Consider the following 21,683-nt stretch of genomic DNA (forward strand, 5'->3'; position numbering starts at 1 on the left):
CTAAAAAGAAATTAAAATTAGAAACCTTCTATAAATCTATAAAAAAATTATTTATTTCTTTATGTATATTTTATGAATTATAAATAATTCATAAAATAAAAAAAGTAGATTCAATAAATATGAATCTACTTTTTATATTAAAAATTATTTAATTCCTGAAACTTTATTTAAAATACTTAATAATTCTTCTCGTGTTACTTCTCTAGGATTTGACATTGTGCAAATATCATTCATAGCAGCATTTAATATTTCTTCTTTTACGTCTTCTAATAAATTTAAATCAGCACCTTGTTCCTTTAATGTAGTTGGAATCATTAATTTCTTTTGTAAATCAACTATGCATTTAATTAAATTATTAACTCCAATAGTTACTGTAGAAGCATGTAAATTCAACACTTTTGCTAATCTTTGATATTTTTTAGCAGCTGTTTCATAATCTTTATTATAGATATCTTTATTTAACTTTGCATTATATTCTATTATATGTGGAAGTATTATTGCATTACTTCTTCCATGTGATATATGAAGTTTGCCGCCTACTGCATGTGCTAAACTATGTGTAATGCCAAGTCCTGCTGAATTAAATGCCATCCCTGCTAGACAAGATGCATTGTGAATTTTTTCCCTTGCTAATAAATTAGCTCCATTATCAAAAGCCTCTGGTAAAAATTTAACTGCTAAAGAAATCGCCTTCTCTGCTAAAGCATCTGAAAAATCATTAGCATCCTTTGAAACGTAAGCCTCTATAGCATGTGTAATTACATCCATTCCTGTATCTGCTGTAATAGCCTTTGGTACAGAAGTTACAAGTTCAGGATCAAGTATAGCTACCATAGGAAGTAGTGACTTATCTGATAAAGCATATTTTAAACCTTCTTTTTTATTAGTTATTACTGCATACTGAGTAGCTTCAGAACCAGTTCCACTTGTGGTAGGTATAGCAAAACATTCTTCTACTTCGGCATCTTGTCCTAATAGTTTTTTAGAATATTCCCTTATGGCTTTTGCTGCATCGATTGATGATCCACCACCAAGAGCTATAATTATTTTTGCTCCACAAGCTTTTAATGTTTGAATTCCAGCAGCTATAATTTCTACAGAAGGGTCTGGTACTATATCACTAAATATAGTTACATCACAATCAACTAATTTTTCTTGTATTTTATGAGCCATCCCTGAAGATTCTATGAATTTGTCACATACAATCATTACTTTTTTATTTTTAATTTCACTTAATCTATTTAAAGATCCCTCTCCAAAATAAATATTTGTGCTAATACTAAATTCCTTCATATATATCTTCTCCTAATTTTTAAGTTTATAAAATATGAATAATTTAGTTACTTTTTAATTTTCAAAACAGTACTTTCCTCTAAAATATAACAATTATAATTAACTTAAGATAAATCTTTATTGTTTTTATTATACTACAATAAAATAATAATGGCAAATGATTACAATTTATAATAATTACTTAATCCTAGAATTTTATCTTCAAATTAAATTGCTATATACTTTATATTATTAATTTTAATTTGATAAATCTCCCTACTAAGGTTAAAATGTTATTAACATAATTAATGAAATATATTGGAGGTATTACTATGATAAGCGAAAATTTACTTTCTCACCTTAATGATCAAGTTAACTTTGAATTTTATTCATCTTACACTTATTTAGCTATGGCTGGATATGCAGAATCTGTTGATTTAAGTGGATTTGCAAACTTCTTTAGAGTTCAAGCCAAGGAAGAACTATTTCATGCAATGAAGCTTTATGATTACATATTTCAAAAAAATGGTACTGTTACTTTAGAGCAAATTAATAAACCTACAGGAAATTATGATAGTATTATAGATGTTTTCCAAAAAGGTTATGAGCATGAGCAACTTGTTACTAGAAAAATTTATGAACTTGCAGATATTGCTCATGATGAAAAAGAACATGCAACTATGAGTTTACTAAAATGGTTTATTGATGAACAAGTTGAGGAAGAAAATAACTTTCATTCTTTACTAAAAAAGGTTAGAAGATCTGAAGGAAACCCAGCTGCAATTTATATGTTAGATGAAGAGCTTGCTAGTAGAGTTTATACTCCACCAACTACAGCTTAATATTAAAAGGATGTTATACAAAAGTTTGTTTCTTTTGCATAACATCTTTTTTTTATTTATTTATCTTTGCTTCTAATTCATTAGAAATTGCTAAATTATAAATATATGCATTACTAATTTCATTAATAAAACTCTTCTTTAATTCTTCTGATAAACTTACCTCACCTAATTTATTATGATAGTTCATTACATATCCTCTTATATCCCCTAAATTATCAAACTTATAATAATTTAATCCTTCTTCTTTTATGCTATACTTTTCACTTAATAATGTAAGGAAAGTTCTTCCTCCAAATAAATCTGCAAGGAATCTTGTATAAGCATAAGCAATTATTAACTCTGGTTGAGTTCTAGATATTTCTTTTATTCTAGAAACACAAGATTCTGTAGAAGAAAGTAATTTCATTGAATTTAATTTATCACCTAATAAAAATTCTAAATCCTTTTTTATTAACTCTGAACGATATAGTTCTTTAGTTACAAAATTTTTAACTACTTCATTTTCTGAATTTTCCTCTAAACTTTCTTCTATAACCTTATACATAGGATAAAGATTAAACAAATATTCTGCATATCCATCTTTTGATGCTTCTCCATCAACTATCTTTTTTATATATCCGCTATGTTCAGCTGCACTATGTAATGCTGAAGTTTTTTCTCTTATTTCCATCATAAATTCCATTTATATCACCTCATATTAAATATTTTTTATTCGCTAATAATTATTATCGCTTTTAATTTAATAACAATATACTCTTATTGATAATAATTATCAACGTTCTTTAATCTTTATATTTTAGCTTTAAATATAATAAAACTATATTATCCTCAATATAGCTTTAATATTCATATTTTTTTGTTAAAGTTATAAGTTATTTATGTTTTTCATAATAAATATAAACTATTTATAATATCTAAAACTAAAAAGGACTGTTGTATAAGAAAATTTAAACACAATATTTTATTATGTTATATTATTTAAACACAATATATTGTAAATATATCTTCTAAGTACAACAGGCCCTTATACTACAGCTATAATTTATATTTTAAATTAACTAAAAAATATTTTTTAGTTCTATCATTACCTTTTGTTTTTTATTTCAATTCCTTCTAATCTTCATAATACATAGCCATTTTTAATGTACTTTTATTAAAATATCCTTTGGTTAATTATCTCTCTAAAGATATTGAGTATCTTGTTTCTTTAATACCATCTTCTGATTTTATAAATACCTCTATATTTTCATTTGGATTTACCGTATAAATAGTTGATACTGAAGCATTATTAGTTACATCTACTTCTATTTTAGGTAAATTTTCATTTTTATTGATATTAATTGTGTAATTAAATTTATTTGTTTCAAAGCTTTTTAAATTCTCCCCATTAACTTTAATACTTTTTACATTAAAATCTGAATTTAAAACTACCTTCTCTTCAAAAGCTTTTATTTCTGTTATAGCTAATGCCATATTAGGTTTAGATTCCATTTTTATTCTTAGTGCATAAGTTTTAACCATATCAAATTTATACTTATTAGTTTCTGTACCTGATATTTCTTGTAAACTAGCTTTTAAATTATTTACATCTGCCCAATTATTATCATCATTTAATTGTGAGGCCTCTTCATTTGCAACATGTGCTGGATTTTTAGGAATAGATATTTTTTCTCCAATATAATATTGTATTTTTACATTTTTAGGTACCTTTGCTCCTTCATCTTCAAAAAAATCTACATTTAAGTTATTTATATATTTTTGTTCTGGTTCTCCTGATCCAAAAATCACACCAACCCAATCACTTGAATTTTTATTTGTTCGTTTCCAGTTTGACCATCTATTATTAGCCTCATTTGGATTATGCTGAATTACATCATCATTAACTTTTGTAATTCTATCTTCTGATGCTTGATCAACAATTGTATCATTAGTGTATGATGCAATTGCCATAGGTAAATCATATCCATTTCTTGCTCGTGCTATATTATCTCCCTTTATACTTTTTTGTGTTACTCTAATGTTAGCTTTGGAGTTAATATCTATTCCACTTACAGTACCACTTACGACAAATGCCCCTTCTTTATTTAATAAATTCTTATTGTAATTCTCCCATGTAACAGCCATCTCTTTACTGCTTCCATCTGTATAATATACCTTAACTACTTCTGGAAGACTTGGCTTAACACCAATATTAGTTGCAATAGAAATATTTCCTACCGAAGAAATTCCTCTTACAATAACTTTAGCTTCTGCTTTTAACGCTTGTCCTTCTACATTTCCCTTTACATTAAATACTCCATATTCTTTATACCTTTCTGCTTTTACTTCTTCCCAAGTAACCTTTACATCTCTTGATAGTCCAACATCATAAATTGCTTTTATTTTTTCTGGTAATTTCGGTATAACTCCCTTTTCTGTTTCAACTGTTACTTGTTCATAAGAAGTTATAGTTTTTTCTCCTTTATATTTTTCAATCTTAATATTTAATGGTTCTATATTTTTAGTAACTCCATTATAAGTTATATATGCATATACACTTATCTCTCCTTCTTTATATGCATATAGCTTATTATCTATTATCTTAGCTTCTCCACCATTTTCTGAATTAACACTATATTTTATATCTAGTTTACTAAAATCAATTTTACTTCCATCTTGTAATTTAGCATCTAATATAATAGGTATTACATCATCTTCTATTACATTTTCTTTTTCTAACGAAATTTTTATACTTTCTAAAACAGGATCTTGTTCTTTAAACTTAACTAAATAAGTTTTAATTGTTCTTCCATCTTCTGCAGTTACTAAAATTTTTGTAACGCCATTTTTATTAAGTGTTGGTATTACAAATACACTACCATTATCCTTTTCCATTCCAATAACTGTTGGAAGTTTTTCTCCATATGGAATATTTACTACATACTCTAAGGTATTTTCATTAAAATTATCTACACTAACATCATTTACTTTTATATCTTTTAATAATGCTGTTCCTTCCATTTGTATAACATTTGAATATACTTCAAACTCAGTAACACCAACAGCTTTGTTAAATTCTTTATTTCCTCTTAATAATGCTCTTATTTTGTTTGTTTTTATAGTATTAAAAGATATTTCTTCATTACCTTGAACTGAAAATGTTTTTGTTTTACTTTGATTCGATACAGCTATCCACTTCTCACCATCAAAATACTCAATTAAAATTTCACTTGGTATTTCTACTCCCCCATCTTTATAAAGAGATATTCCAACTTTATTAATAGTGTATTCTCTATCAAATTCTATACCTACATACTCATCATAGTTTGCTCCTGGTTTACCCCAGTTTGTCCATCTATTATTTGGTAAATTAGCCTTAGAAATTATACCATCATTAATATTGTTTATATTGTCTGGTCCTTCATAAGTTGTAAATGCTCTTGGATAACTTCCACCATTATTTAAGGCTATATTTTTTACTTTATAATTTCTTGATACAACTACTATTAATTTTGCCTTAAGACTTGATGTTCCTTCAACTTCTCCTTTAATTTCAATAGTCTTAGCTTCCTTAACATCTTCTTCTGTTAGACCTCTTTCCCATTTTACAGATCGATATTCTAAAGTTCCATCATTATATACTAATGATACTTTCTTTGGAAGTTCTGGAATTTCTCCAACTGCTACTAACATTCTAGAATCTAAAATTCCAATGATATCTCTAACTACTACATTTATTACAACTGGTTTATTACTTTTATTAGTTTTTCCAATAACTTTAAAGGTTCCTACAGTTGCTAATTTTTCTTTAGAAACTTCCTCCCATTTAACATCGACTTCGCCTTTATTTCCATCACTATATAATGCATTTACCTTGTTTGGAAGAATTAATTCTCCATTTATAGGTACTGTAATATCACTAACATCATACCCAACTATTTCTTTTTTATTTATATCTTCTTTTGCTACAGTATAAATGGCTGTATTATTTGAAGAAAGGCCATCACTTTTTGCTGTTAATGTAAATGATCCATTATTTTCAGTTGATTGAACTATAACTAAAGCTTTTCCATTAAATGATTTTCTCTTATTATCTTTATACCTTTCTACACTTGCAGCATTCCCATTATCAACACCAACAATTTTTCCATTTCCTGATATCTCAAAATTAATTAAGTTATCTGCATTTGGAACTAATGTACCATTTTCATCAACAATCTCTACAGTAATAAATGAAAGATCATTTCCCCCTGCTGCAATAACTTGTCTATCTGCATTTAAATTTATTTTCTTTGCTTTATTTGCTGTTTTAACTACATCTCTTGCAATTTCTTCTCCTTTTTCATTTTTTGCAATTGCTGTTAATTTTCCTTTTTTATATGGTACTTTAAATTCTAAGTGAAGTTTCCCTTCCTTTGTTTCTTTGTATTTTCTATTGTAACCTGCATTAGTAACATCATATATATCTGTTCCAACTAATTTACCTAACTCCTTACTGTTTACATCTTCGTTATAATATAAGTCAACGCTGTTTGCATTTGTATATGCATAGACTAATATCTTATCACCATCTACTTTTATACTATTATCATTTTCAAAGCTCCAATGTGGTAATAAATGTACCATTGGTTTATTAGACCATTGACTTTGATAAAAATAAAATATATCTTTTTCAAATCCAGCTGTATCTATAGCTCCAAAGTATGATGATTTAGATGGAAAAGAACCATAATAAGGTGTTGGCTCCCCTATATAATCAAAACCTGTCCAAATATACTGCCCTGCAACATATCCTCTATCTCTATCCCTTTTCCATGACTCTTCTGCCGTTTTTCCCCATCCAACATAGTCATTGTCATAAGATGATTGTTGTTTATCAGGATGAGTATGCATTTGTAATAATCTTTCTGGATGATCATAAATACCACGACTTCTTGTTGCTGAAGAAGTCTCTGACCCATACAAATTCCAATTAGGATACTTAGAGTGAAATTTATCATAGTTATCTTCTGCATAATTAAATCCAACTACATCTACTACCTTGGCAACGTTTTCGTGATTGCCACTACCATTTCCCACCCTAAATTTATCTTCACCAAATGTTGTTGGTCTTGTAGGATCTACCTCTTTAATCCAATTATTTAAGTTTTGTGCTGTTTGAACTGCCTTTGATTGATTCGATTCCCATATTTCATTTCCAATAGACCACATTATTACACTTGGAGCATTTTTATCTCTATCAACCATTTGTTTTATATCATACTCTGCCCAAGTCATATCTCCATGAATTGATTTCTTCTCAAAAAATCTTCCATAATCATAAGTTTTCTTTCCACCATACCATGTATCAAACGCTTCTTCTACAAGCAATATGCCTTCTCTATTACATATATCTATTAATTGTTTAGCTGCTGGGTTATGAGTAACTCTTATTGAGTTTACTCCCATTTCCTTTAAAGTTTTAACCTGTCTTTCTATAGAAGCTTCCTTTGCAATAGCACCTAAAGCCCCTTGATCATGATGCATGCATACACCTTGAAGTTTTATCTTTTCTCCATTTAATAAGAATCCATTATCACTAGTAAACTGAAGCCATCTAACTCCAAAATCCGTTTCATATTCATCTACAACTTTATCATCTATAATTACAGTTGTATTTAATTTATAAATATATGGATTATTAGTACTCCAAAGAGTTGGATTTTCAATTTCTATATCATTATTAAATTTCTTCTTACTTCTTTTAGAAATAGTTTCTATACTTGTTTTTTCCCCTTTACTTTTTCCATTAATATCATATATAGTTGATTTAACTTTAACTTCTTTATCCTTACTTTCATCATTTACAACATCTGTTTTTATATTTACTGTAGCTTTTCCTTGTGAATATTCACTTTGTAAATTAGGAGTTGTTATAAATGTTCCATTTTTATCTACATGAACTTTATCTGTTACTGTAATATTAACATCTCTATATATTCCACTACCTGAGTACCATCTGCTACTTGGTTGTTTATTATTTACTTTTACTGCAATAACATTTTTAGTAACTCCATCGCAAATTAATTTATCACTTATATCAAATGAAAAAGGTGTATATCCATATGGATTATTACCAACTTCAACTCCATTTACATAAACATAACTATCCATATAAACTCCATCAAAATCTATTGATATCCTTTTACCATTAATAGAACTTGGAAAAGTACAAGTTTTTCTATACCATCCTATTCCTCCATCTAAATATCCCCCTTCATGTGTAGATGGAGAATTTTTATTAAAATCTAATTCGATGCTCCAATCATGTGGTAAATTTAACTTTCTCCAATCTTCATCATTAAAATCTTTATTCTTTGCTCCCTGAACATCTCCTAAATTAAATGTCCACCCATCATTAAATAATAATGATCTCTTAGAATATCCATCTACCTCTTTAGTTGCTTTTACATCATTATTAATATCTTTTGCAAATGTAGTGATTCCTGAAGATGTAGTAATTACTAATGCTGAAAGAATTGTGTATAATATCTTCCTATACCTCATAATTTCCTCTCCTATTCTAGTTAATATTTTTATACTACTCTCTGTTAACAATTTCATCTGTCACTTTGCTAGATATAATTTTAGATTTTTTAATTTACTTTAAGAACATATTTTTAGAAATGTAAATCTAGGTTTTGTAAAGCATTATTTCTCCCTCCTATCTCATTTAAGAATTTAAATCAACTTAAAAGTTAATTGTTAATTTATTAAAAATTAACCAAATATTAACATTCGTAACTATATTATATCACCTCTTTTATACTAACGTCCAATTTTTAATATATAAATAAGATTATCCTTTGTAAAAAATCACTCCATTTTATCATAAATAAAAAATTAGCTAACTTTTTATATTGATAATGAAAATAATTTTCATTTTTTCTTAATATGTATAGATTTTATTTAATATGTATATTATTATTAATGTAAATATTAATTTAAGGTGGTAAATATATGACAGTTTATGCAATTACTTATTATTTAAAAGAAGACTTACATTCATGTGGTTGTGAAGATCACGAAGAAGAGCACCATCACCATCATACTCGTGATGATTATGAAATAACAGGAAATATCAAATCATTTGGAGCATGGGCTCATTTTATGCCTACAAGCTTTTTAGTTAAAACAGATTTAACAGCTAGTGAGATTTCAGAAAAGCTTAAAGATTTTCTTCAAAATAACGATATGCTTTTTGTTACTAAAGTTGATAAAGATGATGTTTCCTCTTTAACACCTGGCGTAGTTGAATGGATAAACAACTAAAATTAAACAATAAAAAAGATGAGTATTTAGACTCATCTTTTTTATTGTTCTGATGATATATTAAAATCTTCTTTTACATCAACCTCGTTCATTTGCCTTATTATATCTACAACCCATTTATCATTTACTTTTATAAACTTCCAAAATTCAATAAAACTACTATTTCTAGTCTTACCATCAATAATTTCATTACTTTTTTCATTTATAATATAATCAATCATAGAACCTTTAATATAAAACCAAACAATATCTTTGGATTTATCAGTATAATGCTCTACCCCTACTGGTTTTGCATCTAATAATCTTATTTTTTCTAAAATATTTCTTTCATTTCTTAGCTTCATCCAACCTAATTTTGTAGTATGACCACTATAGATAAAGTCACTCATATACTCTTTTGATATTTCTGTATTTAAATTAGTCCATGCTTCTTGCATTTTAAAGTATGTTTCTTCAACTCTATTTTGTAGCATATAGTCTGAATAACTATTATCTATTTTTTGTAGTCTTTTAATAAGTCTTTTTGCTTCTCTACTTTTATTAAAAACTTTCGCCTTACATATTATTGAATCCTTTTTATTAGCAAAAATAATCATTGATACCCCAAAGATTATACCAAAAGGGCTAGCGGTTCCTCTTGATGAGCTATGTCCACCTCTACCAGCTGATGAACTTCCGCCACCGCCTCCGCCACCTCCGCCTCCTCCACCACCTCCACCGCCTGATCTAGCAGATGTTATTAGTGATGCTTGAAATATAAATAATATACTTAATAAACCTATAAAAATTATCCGTTTTCTCTTACTCATATATTCTCTTCCTTACTTTATATCTTATAATCTCTTAATATGAGTATATAATAAAATTTTAATCTTTAAAATATAAAATCCCCAATAATTTATTGAGGATTTTATACTTAATATTTTTATTTCCAAGCTATATCTGCATCTTTTCTTGGTACAGTTCTTGAATATTTTACCGCTGGATGTCCTATTACCATGCATGTAACTATTTGTTTAGTTTCATCTAAACCTAGATAATCCATAATTTTTTTGTTGCCCTGAGCTGCTCTTATAAAGAAGCCACTAAAGAATGTTCCAAGACCTAGTGCATTAGTCATAAGCTCCATATTTGAAGAAGCTAATGCTGCATTTACCTGTGACTCAGATACAACAAGTATTATAGCTGGTGCATTAAAAAACAAGCCATCTTTTCCTTTTGGATTTTCTTTGTATTCTTTATACATTTTAATCCACATTTGGGCATATCTCTTAAAGGGAATTGTTTGTGGATTTAAGTTATCAAGCATATATTTCCCTGTTTTATCTAGACTTTCTAATGCCATTTCTTTTAGTTCTTCTATTCCCTCTTTTACTACTATATAAGATACATTTTGACTATTACTTCCTGTTTGAGTAAATCTCCCTGCCTCTATAATTTTAGAAAGCATTTCTACTTCTACATCTTTATCTTTAAATTGTCTTATAGTTCTTCTATATTTAATAAAATTTAATAGATTATTAGCATCTATTGAAAAATCTTCTTTATTATATTCTTTTACATCTTCCATATTATATTCATTTGTTGATATAGCATTTTTAGGGCAAATAGCTATACAATGTCCACATTTAAAACAAGCCATATTTTTAACTTTTGCTTTACCATCTACAAGTTCTATATCCCTTACAATACAATCCTTAACGCATAATCCACAACCTATGCATTTATCTTTATTTACATTCATCATAAAATATTACTCCCCTAATCTTCATTTATTATTTTTAACTTTTATAACATATTATTTAAAACTTAGTATTTTATAATACTTTCATCACCCTATCCAAGATATAACATAATTATATTTAGTATCTATTTTAGGATTTTTAAATTCAAACTTTCCTTTTATATCTTGTTCCTTTACTGTTAAATGAAAATTACACATTGCAATTCCAATATCTATTTTATTTACTTCTTTACTTCCATCTGTATAAAAGTGCAAATCATTGCCCTTTCTCAATACTCTCCATGGTTGCTTATTAACAGCTGATGGTGCTATTCTTATCATTTCTAAAGCCTCATAATATTCTTCTGATAACTCTTTTGAAAGAGAAGTATTAAAATCATTGTAAAAGAATATTTCCGAATAAGCTTTTCTTTTATTTGTATTACTTCCCATAATTGTTGCTAAAAATGATTTTTTACCACCTTCATACCCCACCGGTGATACTATAGGAAGCTTTTCATTGCTACTTATATTCATAGCCTTTGCAAATTCTCCCTTGTTAAAAGTTCCACCAAGCCAAACAGTTCCAAGACCTAATGATGTACAATATAAAATTGCCTTTTGAAATACATATCCTAGTGTTTCTAAATCAAAATCTCCATTTTCACAAGCAACTGCTAAATAATAATTAGCTCCTTTTATTACTCCATAAGTTCCAAGTTTAGTTTCCTTACTATAATCATCTTTTTTTATTAATTTAACTCTCACCTTAGCATTAAAAGGATTATCTATATTTCCTATGTACTTTTCTATCTTTTCAACTATATCTTTTGCTAAAGGTTTATTTTCATAATTTCTTACTGAGTGTCTTAACTTTATAACTTCAGTTACATTTTTATTAAAAATACTACTCATGTAAATTCACTCCTTAAATATATATTTTGACATAATTATAAATAAAATTTATAATTGAAAAATATAATTAACTTTAATTTTAAATTACATATTGTGATTATATCACTGTAAAATTATATATGTCTAATTCATATTTTTCATATATCAATAACTTTAAGTTATATATTAATAATAATCTTTATATAAAAACTAAGGAGTATATAAATGAATTTACAACAATTAGAATATCTTAAAGTAATATCTGAAACCGAAAACTTCACAACCGCTTCAAATTTACTTTCAGTAACTCAACCTGCATTAAGTAAAGCTATATCAAAATTAGAGGATGAATTAAATGTTCCTTTATTCGAAAAAAATGGTCGTAATATTAAACTTACTCGTTTTGGGAAAATTTTTTTATCTCATACAAATATAGCTCTAAATGAAATTGAAAAAGGAATTAAAGAATTACAAGATATAATAAATCCTGATACAGGAACTATTTCTATTTCCTCTACCTCTAGTATAGGAAAATATTTTATGCCCTTTATAATTAGTGACTTTTTAAACAACAGTCCAAATACTAAGTTTCAATTTAATTATCAATCTATACCTGAAATAATAAGAGATTTAAAAACAGGTAAAATCGACTTAGGCTTTTATTATGATTTAGATAATATTGATTCTCATAATGAAATTGAATCAATACCAATAAAAAAAGAAGAGCATGTTTTGATAGTTCCTAAAAATCATTCTCTTTCAACTAGAACTGAAGTTTCTTTAAAAGAACTAAAAGATGAGTCTTTTATTGCATTTTGTGAATCAAGCAAAGATAAAATGCTTTCTTATGCTAAGTATTTAGGATATACCCCTAAAATATCCATACATCCTAGTGAAGCTAGCATGCTTGAAGGTCTTGTTGCTGCTGGAGCTGGTATATCTATAGTTCCTAATACACCAATTATTAATACAAATACTATTTCTATTATAAAAATTAAAGAGCCTTTAAAAGATAAAGTTATTTATATGGGGTGGTTAAAAAATTCTTATATGTCCCCTATTACCAAGGTATTTAAGGATTATGTTATTTCTTCTTTATCACATAATATTTAAAAAATATAGTCTGTGCCTCTTTCAGAAGGTAATTTATTACAGTACCTTCTGAAATTTGCACAGACTATTTTAATCTCCAACACCAAAGTCAGTATTATTATATAAGACTTCTATATTTTCCTTACTACTTAAAATATCCTTATACTCTTTTACAAACCACTTTACAAGCTCATTATCTCTTTTAATATTTGTACTATTATCCACAAATATATTTACTGTTCCATGAGTAAAATTATTTATTAGTATTTCAATATCCTTTGAAATACTTTCCTTTGTTTGGCCTTTTATTCCTACCATTATACATGGTGAATCAAAGTATTCTTTTAACTCTTCAATAGTTTTAAATTTAGCATTTTTATTTAAAAAATTATTTCTAAAATCATAATCAAAAGTTTCTACACCTATTTTAAAGGTAATAGGTATTTTAAAGAAATCTCTCATTTCTTTTATTTTATTTTTATAACACCAATGACTTTCTAAAAATAATCTTTCTATTCCCTTTTCTTCTATAATATTTCTTATTTCCTTTAAAGTTTCTTTTGGAATCTCAAAGCAACTGCCTGAATTAATTACTTCAAGAACTTTATATTCTCCTGTTATATTTTTAAGAACTTCCCTATTTACTTTGTTAATTTCTTCTTCATTATTAGAATTATCTAATATATAATCACAAAAAGAACATTTCCCCCAAACACACGGAAATCCCTTTAATAAAACTATTTCTCTTTTAATCTTATCTTCAATTTTACTGTATCTATTCATTTTATCCATTTACCCTTTCTTTAATAAATAAAGGTAATTTTTTTATAGCTGAGTTTACTAAAAGTACTGAAATAAGCCTGTCTGCATAATCCATAATAAATTGAATTATAAATACACTTGCTACTTTGCTTACACCAATAGCTGATAAAATTTGCACTATATATGATGATCCTGAAGAAGTAACTCCATCAAATACATAAGCAGCTATTATAGCTCCAAGAAGTGCTGACATTGAAGAAAGTAAAATTACTGAAACTAGGACTTTTCTTCCTTTAAGCATGTCCCTTTTATAAAGCACACCAGCAATAAGCCCAACTATAATTTGTACTGGTGCAAAGTATAATGAGTAAATATCATAAGTGACTCCACTTATAATACTTGAAGATAATCCAGTTATAACACCATATACTGGACCTAAAAGTGCTGATACCATAATAGTACCAATTGAATCTAGAAGTATAGGTAGTCTTAATATTAGTGCAATAAATGCTCCTAAAATATTTAAGGCAACACATACCCCCATTAAAGTTAATTTTTGTGTCAGATTTTTTTTCATCTCTTTTCCTCCTAATTTTTTATAGGAGAACCATACAGCTTTTATAATACAAAAAGCTGTATCCAAGGATACAACTTATATACTGCCACTATATAAATCCTTAGTTTTTTATACTGGGAGTTCTCGAACCAGTCCTCTAAATTTAGAGATTTATGAATTTATATTTCTCTATTAAATTCATTTTATTAGAGATTATTATAATAACCTAAAATTTTATAATTGTAAATATTATTCTTCTCCAATTAGTTCTCTTACAAAATCAGTTTTAGGATTATCTTTAAGTTCCTTTGGGGTTCCACATTGAACTATCTCTCCATTATCCATAACTACTACTCTTGTTCCAAGCTTTAAAGCCTCTTTAATATCATGAGTAATAAATAAAATTGTAACACCAAGTTCTATATGAATTCTAAGTATTTCATCTTGTAGTTGCTTTCTCGTAATTTCATCTACTGCACCAAATGGTTCATCCATAAGCAAAATTTCTGGAGATGCTGCAAGAGATCTAGCAATTCCTACTCTTTGTTGCTGTCCACCTGATAGCTCACTTGGATATCTTTTTAACATATCCTCTTCTAATCCAACTACTTTTATAAGTCTATCTACTGCCTCTTTTGTTTTTATTTTATTTTTTTTATTAATAAGATTTGGAACATATCCAATATTTTTTTCAATTGTCATATGAGGAAATAATCCTGTACCTTGAATTGAATAACCAATATTTCGTCTTAGCTCTATTAAATCTTCATTTTTAATATTTTTACCATTTACATATATATCTCCTTCATCTGGTTTATTAAGACCGTTAACCATTTTTAAAATTGTAGTTTTACCACTTCCAGAGCTACCAATTATAGTAACAAATTCTCCCTTTTGAATTTCTAAATTAAAATTTGGAAGAATAATTTTATCGTTATATTTCTTTTTTATATTTTTAAACTCAATTATCACATTATTTTTCATTTTTATCTTCTCCCTTCTTTTAATAAACCCTTTTCTTGTAAAAATTCATTAGCTACTTTTTTAGGTTCTTCACCTTCTGATTCTACTTTATAATTTAATAATGCCATATCTTCATCTTTAATAATATTATTAAACTTTAAAAGAACTGTCTCTATTTCTGGATGTATTGAAATTATATCATCTCTTACTACATTTCCACTCATATAAGATGGATAGAAATTTTTATCATCTTTAAGTACAACAACATCTGATGCAGCAAGTTGCCCATCTGTTGTAAATATATTCATTACATCAATTTCTCCACTATTAATGGCTTGATACTTAAGACCAATATCTAAATCAACTTCTTTTTTAAACTTATATCCATAAGCATTAGAAAGTTCCTGATATCCATCTTCTCTTTCATAAAAATCATATTCTGCTCCAAACACCAACTTATCTGAAATTCCTGCTAAATCAGAATATGTTTTAATATTATATTTTTCTGCTATTTCTTTTCTAATAGCTAATCCATAAGTATTATTAAATCCATACATACCAACCCATGAGAATTGATACTTATCTTTATAAGATTCTTCTAATTGACGAAACATTGATTCATTATATAAATTTTTTTCCTTCAATACATAGTTCCATGCTGTTCCTGTATATTCTGGATAAATATCAAATTCACCTTTTTCCATTGCTGGTTGAATATTGGCTGTTCCACCACCTACTCCTTGCGTTAATTCTACCTTTAAATCTGTATCTTGCTCAATTAAGCTTTTCATCATTTCACCAAGAATATATTGCTCTGTCATAGGCTTTGTAGCAATTTTAATACTATTTTTATTAAATCTGAAGTTTGATATTACTATTGCGATTATACTAACTATCAATATTGTAGAAATAACCTTTTTCAATGTTTTTCTCTTATCTGTATTTGTATTTTTATCTCTTTTTGTTAATTTTTCCATTTTCCCTAATATAGCATCTAATACTAAGGCTATTATAGCTATAAGCAAGCTTCCAGCTATAGTCATAGCTGAATTATTAGTTGTAATACCTCTATATATAGCAACTCCTAATCCTCCTGCACCAATAAAAGATGCAATACCAGCAAGTGCAATTGTCATAACTACCATATTTCTAATTCCAGACATAATAACTGGAATAGCTAGTGGAAGTTTTATTTTATATAAAATTTGACTCTTTGTACTCCCCATCCCCTTGGCAGCTTCAATAATTGCAGGGTCAATATTTTGTATTCCTGTATGTGTACTTCTTACCATTGGAAGTAATGCATAAACTGTTAATGTAATTATAGCTGTTGTATTACCTATTCCAGATAACGGAATTAAAAAACCTAGAAGAGAAATTGATGGAATTGTATAAATAAAATTAACTACTCCTAACACCATACCTGAAGTTTTTTTGTATTCACTAATAAATACACCTAAAACTAATCCTAATATGGTTGCAAGTAAAATTGCACTTATAGATATCCATAAATGTTCTACTGTAAGATTAAGAAAAAACTCCCATCTTTCTACATATATTTTCACAATTTCTTCTAACATATATTTCTTCCCCCCAAACTATATTTATATAATTTAATTATATAAAAAAAGCTTAATATACTTTTAAGTATATTAGGCTTTTATTTTTCAATTTATTTAAGCTAATAGTATTTATAAGATATACTATTTTAACTAATATTTACACCTTAAGCATTAATTGGACAATTATCAACTAGTTACTTTTTAGTAACCTACTTTCTTAAAACATTAAACTATACTACATAATAAACTTTTCACTTTTATATTATTCAAATATCGAAGTGAAAATTTAAAATAATAAAAAAATTATTATTTTGTTCATATTTAAAATACTTTCTAATCCCCCCTTTCTAATAGTACACAGTCACCGTTTCATTAAAAGCTTTATTTTATTAAAACTAATGATGTACCTTTATTTCTAAAATTCATAATTTAATTAATCTCAATAATAATTTTACTGTAAATAACTATACTTGATTTACAAATATTATATATTTTTTAGGTTTCACCTATGTTTATACTATAAATCTTAAATATCGAAGTATCAATTAGGTACTTTTTTGTAACCAAATTAATTAAACTATAAAGAAAATTCCTTAAATATTTTTTTATTAAGTTAATAAAAATTAAACTTTATTTTCTAAATTTGAAATAAAGTTGATATTAACATTTTATAGTGTTATTATCTATAATGTTTTAAAATATTAAAATAAAAAGGGGGGCTATTTATGACAAAAGATATGACAACAGGAAATCCTGTAAAACTCATTTTAACTTTTTCTATTCCTTTACTTATAGGTAATATATTTCAACAATTTTATAGTATGGTTGATACTATAATAGTTGGTAGATACCTTGGAGTCGATGCACTAGCTGCAGTAGGTTCTACTGGTGCTATGGCTTTTTTAGTTAATGGCTTTGTTATTGGACTAACTGGCGGCTTTGCAGTTTTAGTTGCTCAAAGGTTTGGAGCTAATGATGATGAAGGGGTAAGGCGAGCTGTTGCTAGCTCATTAGTTTTATCTGCAATAATGACTGTTGTTGTTACTTTTATAAGTATTATCTCCGCAAGACCTTTGCTTGAACTTATGAATACACCATCTAATATTATTGATGATTCTTTATCTTATATAATCGTAATATATGCTGGTAATGTTGCTATAATTTTTTACAATATTCTTTCAAGTATATTAAGAGCTCTTGGAGATAGCAAAACGCCTTTATACTTTTTAATTGTTTCTTCAATTTTAAATATAATTTTAGATATTGTATTTATTGTTAATTTTTCAATGGGAGTTGCTGGTGCTGCTTATGCTACTATTATTTCTCAATCGGTATCTGCTATTTTATGTGTAATATATATAATAAAAAGATTTCCTATTTTAAAACTTAAAAAGAAGCATTGGAAAATCAGAAAAAACTATGTTCAAAAGCAATTAAGAATTGGTATCCCAATGGCTCTTCAATTTGCAATTACTGCTGCTGGTGCTATGATACTTCAAGGCGCCCTTAATGCCTTTGGATCTACAGTAATTGCTGCATATACTGCAGCTTCTAAAGTTGAACAACTTGTAATGCAACCTGCTGTTACCTTTGGGGTTACTATGGCAACATATGCCGGCCAAAATCTTGGTGCTGGCAAAATTGATCGTATAAAAGAAGGAGTTAAAAAATGTACTATGATAAGTATAACTGTAAGTATTGTATCTAGTATAGTAGTTATACTATTTGGTGGAGCATTTACTAGATTATTTATGAGTGGAAACGATCCTTCTGTTATAGAATATTCAAGACAATATTTAAATACAGTTTCTATATTCTTTATTCCTCTAGGACTTATATTTATATATAGAAATACTCTACAAGGAATTGGTGATAGTTTTATCCCTATGATGGCTGGTGTTGCGGAATTAGTTGCTAGAACTGCTGTAGCATTTATACTTCCAAGTATATTAGGCTTTGCTGGAATTTGTCTTGCTGGTCCTGCTGCTTGGATAGCTGCCGCAACTCCACTTGGAATTACTTACTTTAAAAGAATTAAAGAAATGCTAAATGAAAAAGAACTTATTGCTTAAACAATAAAAAAGGGCTGTTGCACTAAGGAGTTTACATACAATATATTGATTTGCAAATTTAAAATTAGCATAATATATTGTAGTATTTATTCTTAATGCAACAGCTACTTTTTCTATATCTATTAATAAAGTATTATCTACTTACTTTCTAATAATATTCTATATTTTAGTTAAATTGCTTTTTTCTTTGTTGACCATTACTTTGCTTTCTTTTTTTGTCTGCATACCAATTTCTTCTTGGTTTTTTAGAAGCAGTTTTCTTTTCAGCTTCTTTCTTTATTAATGGCTCTTTATCTATAACTATTCTTTCAAATTCAACATTATCCATTATAGGAATGTTCTTTCCTATTACTTTTTCAATAGCCTTAAGATCTTTTCTTTCCTCATTATCACAAAATGATATTGCTACACCATTATGTCCAGCTCTACCAGTTCTTCCAATTCTATGTACATAAGTTTCGGGTACATCTGGTAAATCATAATTAATTACATGAGACAACTCATCTACATCAATTCCTCTTGCCGCTATATCAGTTGCTACTAAAACCCTTATTTTACCTTCTTTAAAATTACTTAAGGCAAGTTGCCTTGCATTTTGAGATTTATTTCCATGAATTGCTTGTGATTCTATTCCTACCTTACAAAGATCTCTTACAATATTATTTGCGCCATGCTTTGTTCTTGAAAATACTAATAATGATTTAATATCTTCGTCTTTAAGTAGGTGAACAAGTAAAGACTTCTTCTCTTTCTTTTCAACAAAATATACACCTTGAGTAATAGTATCTATTGTGGATGAAACTGGCGCTACAAAAGCTTTCACCGGATCTTTAAGAATATCATTTACTAACTTCATAACTTCTGAAGGCATAGTTGCTGAGAATAAAATATTCTGTCTAACCTTTGGTAACTTAGCTACTATCTTTTTAACATCACGAACCATTCCCATATCAAACATACGATCAGCTTCATCTAATACAAAATGCTTAACATTGCTTAAATCAATATATTTTTGATCTATTAAATCAAGCAATCTACCTGGAGTTGCAATTAAAATATCCACTCCATTTCTTAATATCTTAGTTTGAGGCTTTTGTGATACACCACCAAATATTACTGTATTTTTAATATCAATATACTTGCCATAAACAGTAAAGTTCTCTTCTATTTGAATTGCTAATTCTCTAGTAGGTGCTAATATTAAAGCCTTTATTTCCCTTAATGAATTTTCCTTTTTTTGATTTTGCACAATATTTTGTAAAACAGGAATAGCAAAAGCAGCAGTCTTACCTGTGCCTGTTTGTGCACAACCTAAAAAGTCTCTTCCATTTAATAATAATGGAATTGATTGCTCCTGTATTGGTGTAGGCTTTGTATAACTAGCTTCATTTAAAGCCCTTTGAATTGGTTCTATTATATTTAAATCTTTAAATAACATTTTTTCTCCTTGTTTGAAGGCATTATAAAATTTTATCGCCTTCACCTAAATATATTATTAAAATAACTTCTTATATTTATTTCTCCACAAAAAATAAAAAAAGACACTACATATATATAAGTAACAAACCCATACATATAGCGAGTGTCTCTCATAACTATTATACCCTTCTTTTAGTAAAATAGCATTACTTATTTATTAAAATATCAAATACCTTGTTTTTTGCCTATTTTAGATAAAACTATTATCTTCTTCTTTTCCCTAGTAGGAAATACTTTTATTGCTCTATTTTCATATATTTTTAAGTTTAATTTGATATAATGCTTATTAGAAAATAATTAGAGGAGATAAAAATGGATATCCTAAATAACACTTATTCTTTAACTAAACTAGGTGGACTTAATAATTTAAATTATTTATTAAATTTAAATGATTTAAATTATGTTTTAAGAATACCTGGTAAAGATAATATCAATAATTTTTCTAATGAAAACTACATATTAAATTTAGTTGAATCAAACGGTATTTCTCCTGAAATAATATATCACAATAAAGATACTGGAATTCTCTTAAGTAAATTTGTAGAAAATTCTAAAGTTACTATAAATATCTATAATTCAAATGAGTTTATAAAAGCTCTTACCTTAACATTAAAAAATTTACATAACTTAAAATGTGATCATATATTCAACCCTTTTGAAGTTATTGAAAATAACATATCATTTTTAATTAGTAACGATTTTGATTTTAACCATAATATAGATAAAATCCTTAATAAATTAAAACTTCTTAAAGATAAATTAACTGAAGAAATACATTACGGACTTTGTCATAATGACCTAAATATATCTAATATTCTTTATAATAATGAAAAAGTTTATTTTATAGACTTTGAATTTTCTGCTATGGGGGATATATTTTTTGATTTAGCTACCTTATCTTGGTTTTTAAATGAGGATTCTAAAAAGAATTTACTTATTAATTATTTTGGATATTATTCAGATAATTTAAAAGAAAAATTAGATGATTACTTATTTGTAGTTAAGCTTTGGAATTCTACTTGGAGTCTTATAAAATCAATTAATAGTACCTATGATTATGATTATAAACTTGGTGGGAATATGATATTAGATGACTTAATTGAGAATTTATAGATTCTTTATATATATACTCTTCTTCAAAAGAAATCATAGCACGTATCTTTTATTTTTACAGCT

General features: G+C 27.1%; 16 protein-coding genes and 1 riboswitch. Of the genes, 5 read left to right on the forward strand and 11 right to left on the reverse strand.

Features of this window, described 5'->3' with window-relative positions:
• Positions 1-144 precede the first annotated feature (144 nt).
• Positions 145-1,293 carry a 1-propanol dehydrogenase PduQ gene (locus ACYQ1T_RS01890; RefSeq protein WP_459831124.1) on the reverse strand — a complete coding sequence of 383 codons (1,149 nt, stop codon included), beginning with the start codon at positions 1,291-1,293 and terminating at the stop codon, positions 145-147.
• A 311-nt stretch (positions 1,294-1,604) separates the two neighbouring features.
• On the opposite strand from ACYQ1T_RS01890, the gene ACYQ1T_RS01895 reads away from it, so the two are divergent.
• Positions 1,605-2,114 carry a ferritin gene (locus ACYQ1T_RS01895; RefSeq protein WP_459831126.1) on the forward strand — a complete coding sequence of 170 codons (510 nt, stop codon included), beginning with the start codon at positions 1,605-1,607 and terminating at the stop codon, positions 2,112-2,114.
• Between the two features lie 52 nt (positions 2,115-2,166).
• On the opposite strand, the gene ACYQ1T_RS01900 is transcribed toward ACYQ1T_RS01895, so the two are convergent.
• A complete protein-coding gene (locus ACYQ1T_RS01900) occupies positions 2,167-2,796 on the reverse strand; it encodes a biliverdin-producing heme oxygenase (RefSeq protein ID WP_459831128.1) in 630 nt (209 codons plus the stop codon).
• 491 nt (positions 2,797-3,287) lie between these two features.
• The gene (locus ACYQ1T_RS01905) at positions 3,288-8,639 is read right to left on the reverse strand and encodes an Ig-like domain-containing protein (protein ID WP_459831129.1); all 5,352 of its coding nucleotides are present in this window, start codon (positions 8,637-8,639) and stop codon (positions 3,288-3,290) included.
• A 453-nt stretch (positions 8,640-9,092) separates the two neighbouring features.
• Here ACYQ1T_RS01905 and ACYQ1T_RS01910 point away from each other — a divergent pair, with 453 nt between their 5' ends.
• The gene (locus tag ACYQ1T_RS01910) at positions 9,093-9,404 is read left to right on the forward strand and encodes a hypothetical protein (RefSeq protein ID WP_459831131.1); all 312 of its coding nucleotides are present in this window, start codon (positions 9,093-9,095) and stop codon (positions 9,402-9,404) included.
• Positions 9,405-9,445: 41 nt separating this feature from the next.
• Here the strand turns inward: ACYQ1T_RS01910 and ACYQ1T_RS01915 are convergent, their stop codons facing one another.
• The 3 genes from ACYQ1T_RS01915 to ACYQ1T_RS01925 all read right to left on the reverse strand — a co-directional run bounded on the left by ACYQ1T_RS01915 (position 9,446) and on the right by ACYQ1T_RS01925 (position 12,042).
• Complete coding sequence (locus ACYQ1T_RS01915; RefSeq protein WP_459831132.1) at positions 9,446-10,213, reverse strand: Tim44 domain-containing protein; 768 nt, start codon at positions 10,211-10,213, stop codon at positions 9,446-9,448.
• Positions 10,214-10,329: 116 nt separating this feature from the next.
• Positions 10,330-11,151, reverse strand: a complete 822-nt coding sequence (locus tag ACYQ1T_RS01920; RefSeq protein ID WP_459831134.1) for a nitroreductase family protein — start codon at positions 11,149-11,151, stop codon at positions 10,330-10,332.
• 84 nt (positions 11,152-11,235) lie between these two features.
• Positions 11,236-12,042 (reverse strand): nitroreductase family protein, encoded by an 807-nt coding sequence (locus ACYQ1T_RS01925; RefSeq protein WP_459831136.1) that lies wholly within the window; start codon positions 12,040-12,042, stop codon positions 11,236-11,238.
• Positions 12,043-12,246: 204 nt separating this feature from the next.
• On the opposite strand from ACYQ1T_RS01925, the gene ACYQ1T_RS01930 reads away from it, so the two are divergent.
• On the forward strand, positions 12,247-13,134 hold the full coding sequence (locus ACYQ1T_RS01930; RefSeq protein WP_459831137.1) for a LysR substrate-binding domain-containing protein: 888 nt from the start codon (positions 12,247-12,249) through the stop codon (positions 13,132-13,134).
• 69 nt (positions 13,135-13,203) lie between these two features.
• On the opposite strand, the gene ACYQ1T_RS01935 is transcribed toward ACYQ1T_RS01930, so the two are convergent.
• From ACYQ1T_RS01935 to ACYQ1T_RS01950, 4 genes are all read right to left on the reverse strand, one after another.
• Positions 13,204-13,896: a radical SAM protein gene (locus tag ACYQ1T_RS01935; protein ID WP_459831139.1), complete on the reverse strand. Its 693-nt coding sequence runs from the start codon at positions 13,894-13,896 to the stop codon at positions 13,204-13,206.
• Position 13,897: 1 nt separating this feature from the next.
• Positions 13,898-14,452: an ECF transporter S component gene (locus ACYQ1T_RS01940; RefSeq protein ID WP_459831140.1), complete on the reverse strand. Its 555-nt coding sequence runs from the start codon at positions 14,450-14,452 to the stop codon at positions 13,898-13,900.
• A 94-nt stretch (positions 14,453-14,546) separates the two neighbouring features.
• Positions 14,547-14,590: riboswitch (PreQ1 riboswitch) on the reverse strand.
• A gap of 90 nt (positions 14,591-14,680) precedes the next feature.
• The gene (locus ACYQ1T_RS01945; protein ID WP_459831141.1) at positions 14,681-15,415 is read right to left on the reverse strand and encodes an ATP-binding cassette domain-containing protein; all 735 of its coding nucleotides are present in this window, start codon (positions 15,413-15,415) and stop codon (positions 14,681-14,683) included.
• 2 nt (positions 15,416-15,417) lie between these two features.
• Positions 15,418-16,974: an ABC transporter permease/substrate-binding protein gene (locus tag ACYQ1T_RS01950; protein WP_459831143.1), complete on the reverse strand. Its 1,557-nt coding sequence runs from the start codon at positions 16,972-16,974 to the stop codon at positions 15,418-15,420.
• A gap of 707 nt (positions 16,975-17,681) precedes the next feature.
• Between ACYQ1T_RS01950 and ACYQ1T_RS01955 the strand changes: the two genes are divergently transcribed.
• Positions 17,682-19,028, forward strand: coding sequence for an MATE family efflux transporter (locus ACYQ1T_RS01955; protein WP_459831144.1), 1,347 nt, complete (start codon positions 17,682-17,684; stop codon positions 19,026-19,028).
• A 166-nt stretch (positions 19,029-19,194) separates the two neighbouring features.
• Here ACYQ1T_RS01955 and ACYQ1T_RS01960 read toward each other — a convergent pair whose 3' ends face one another.
• A complete protein-coding gene (locus tag ACYQ1T_RS01960; protein ID WP_459831146.1) occupies positions 19,195-20,466 on the reverse strand; it encodes a DEAD/DEAH box helicase in 1,272 nt (423 codons plus the stop codon).
• Positions 20,467-20,819: 353 nt separating this feature from the next.
• Here ACYQ1T_RS01960 and ACYQ1T_RS01965 point away from each other — a divergent pair, with 353 nt between their 5' ends.
• Positions 20,820-21,620 (forward strand): phosphotransferase, encoded by an 801-nt coding sequence (locus ACYQ1T_RS01965; RefSeq protein ID WP_459831147.1) that lies wholly within the window; start codon positions 20,820-20,822, stop codon positions 21,618-21,620.
• Positions 21,621-21,683: the final 63 nt, after the last annotated feature.

It is taken from the genome of Clostridium carnis (assembly GCF_054657435.1).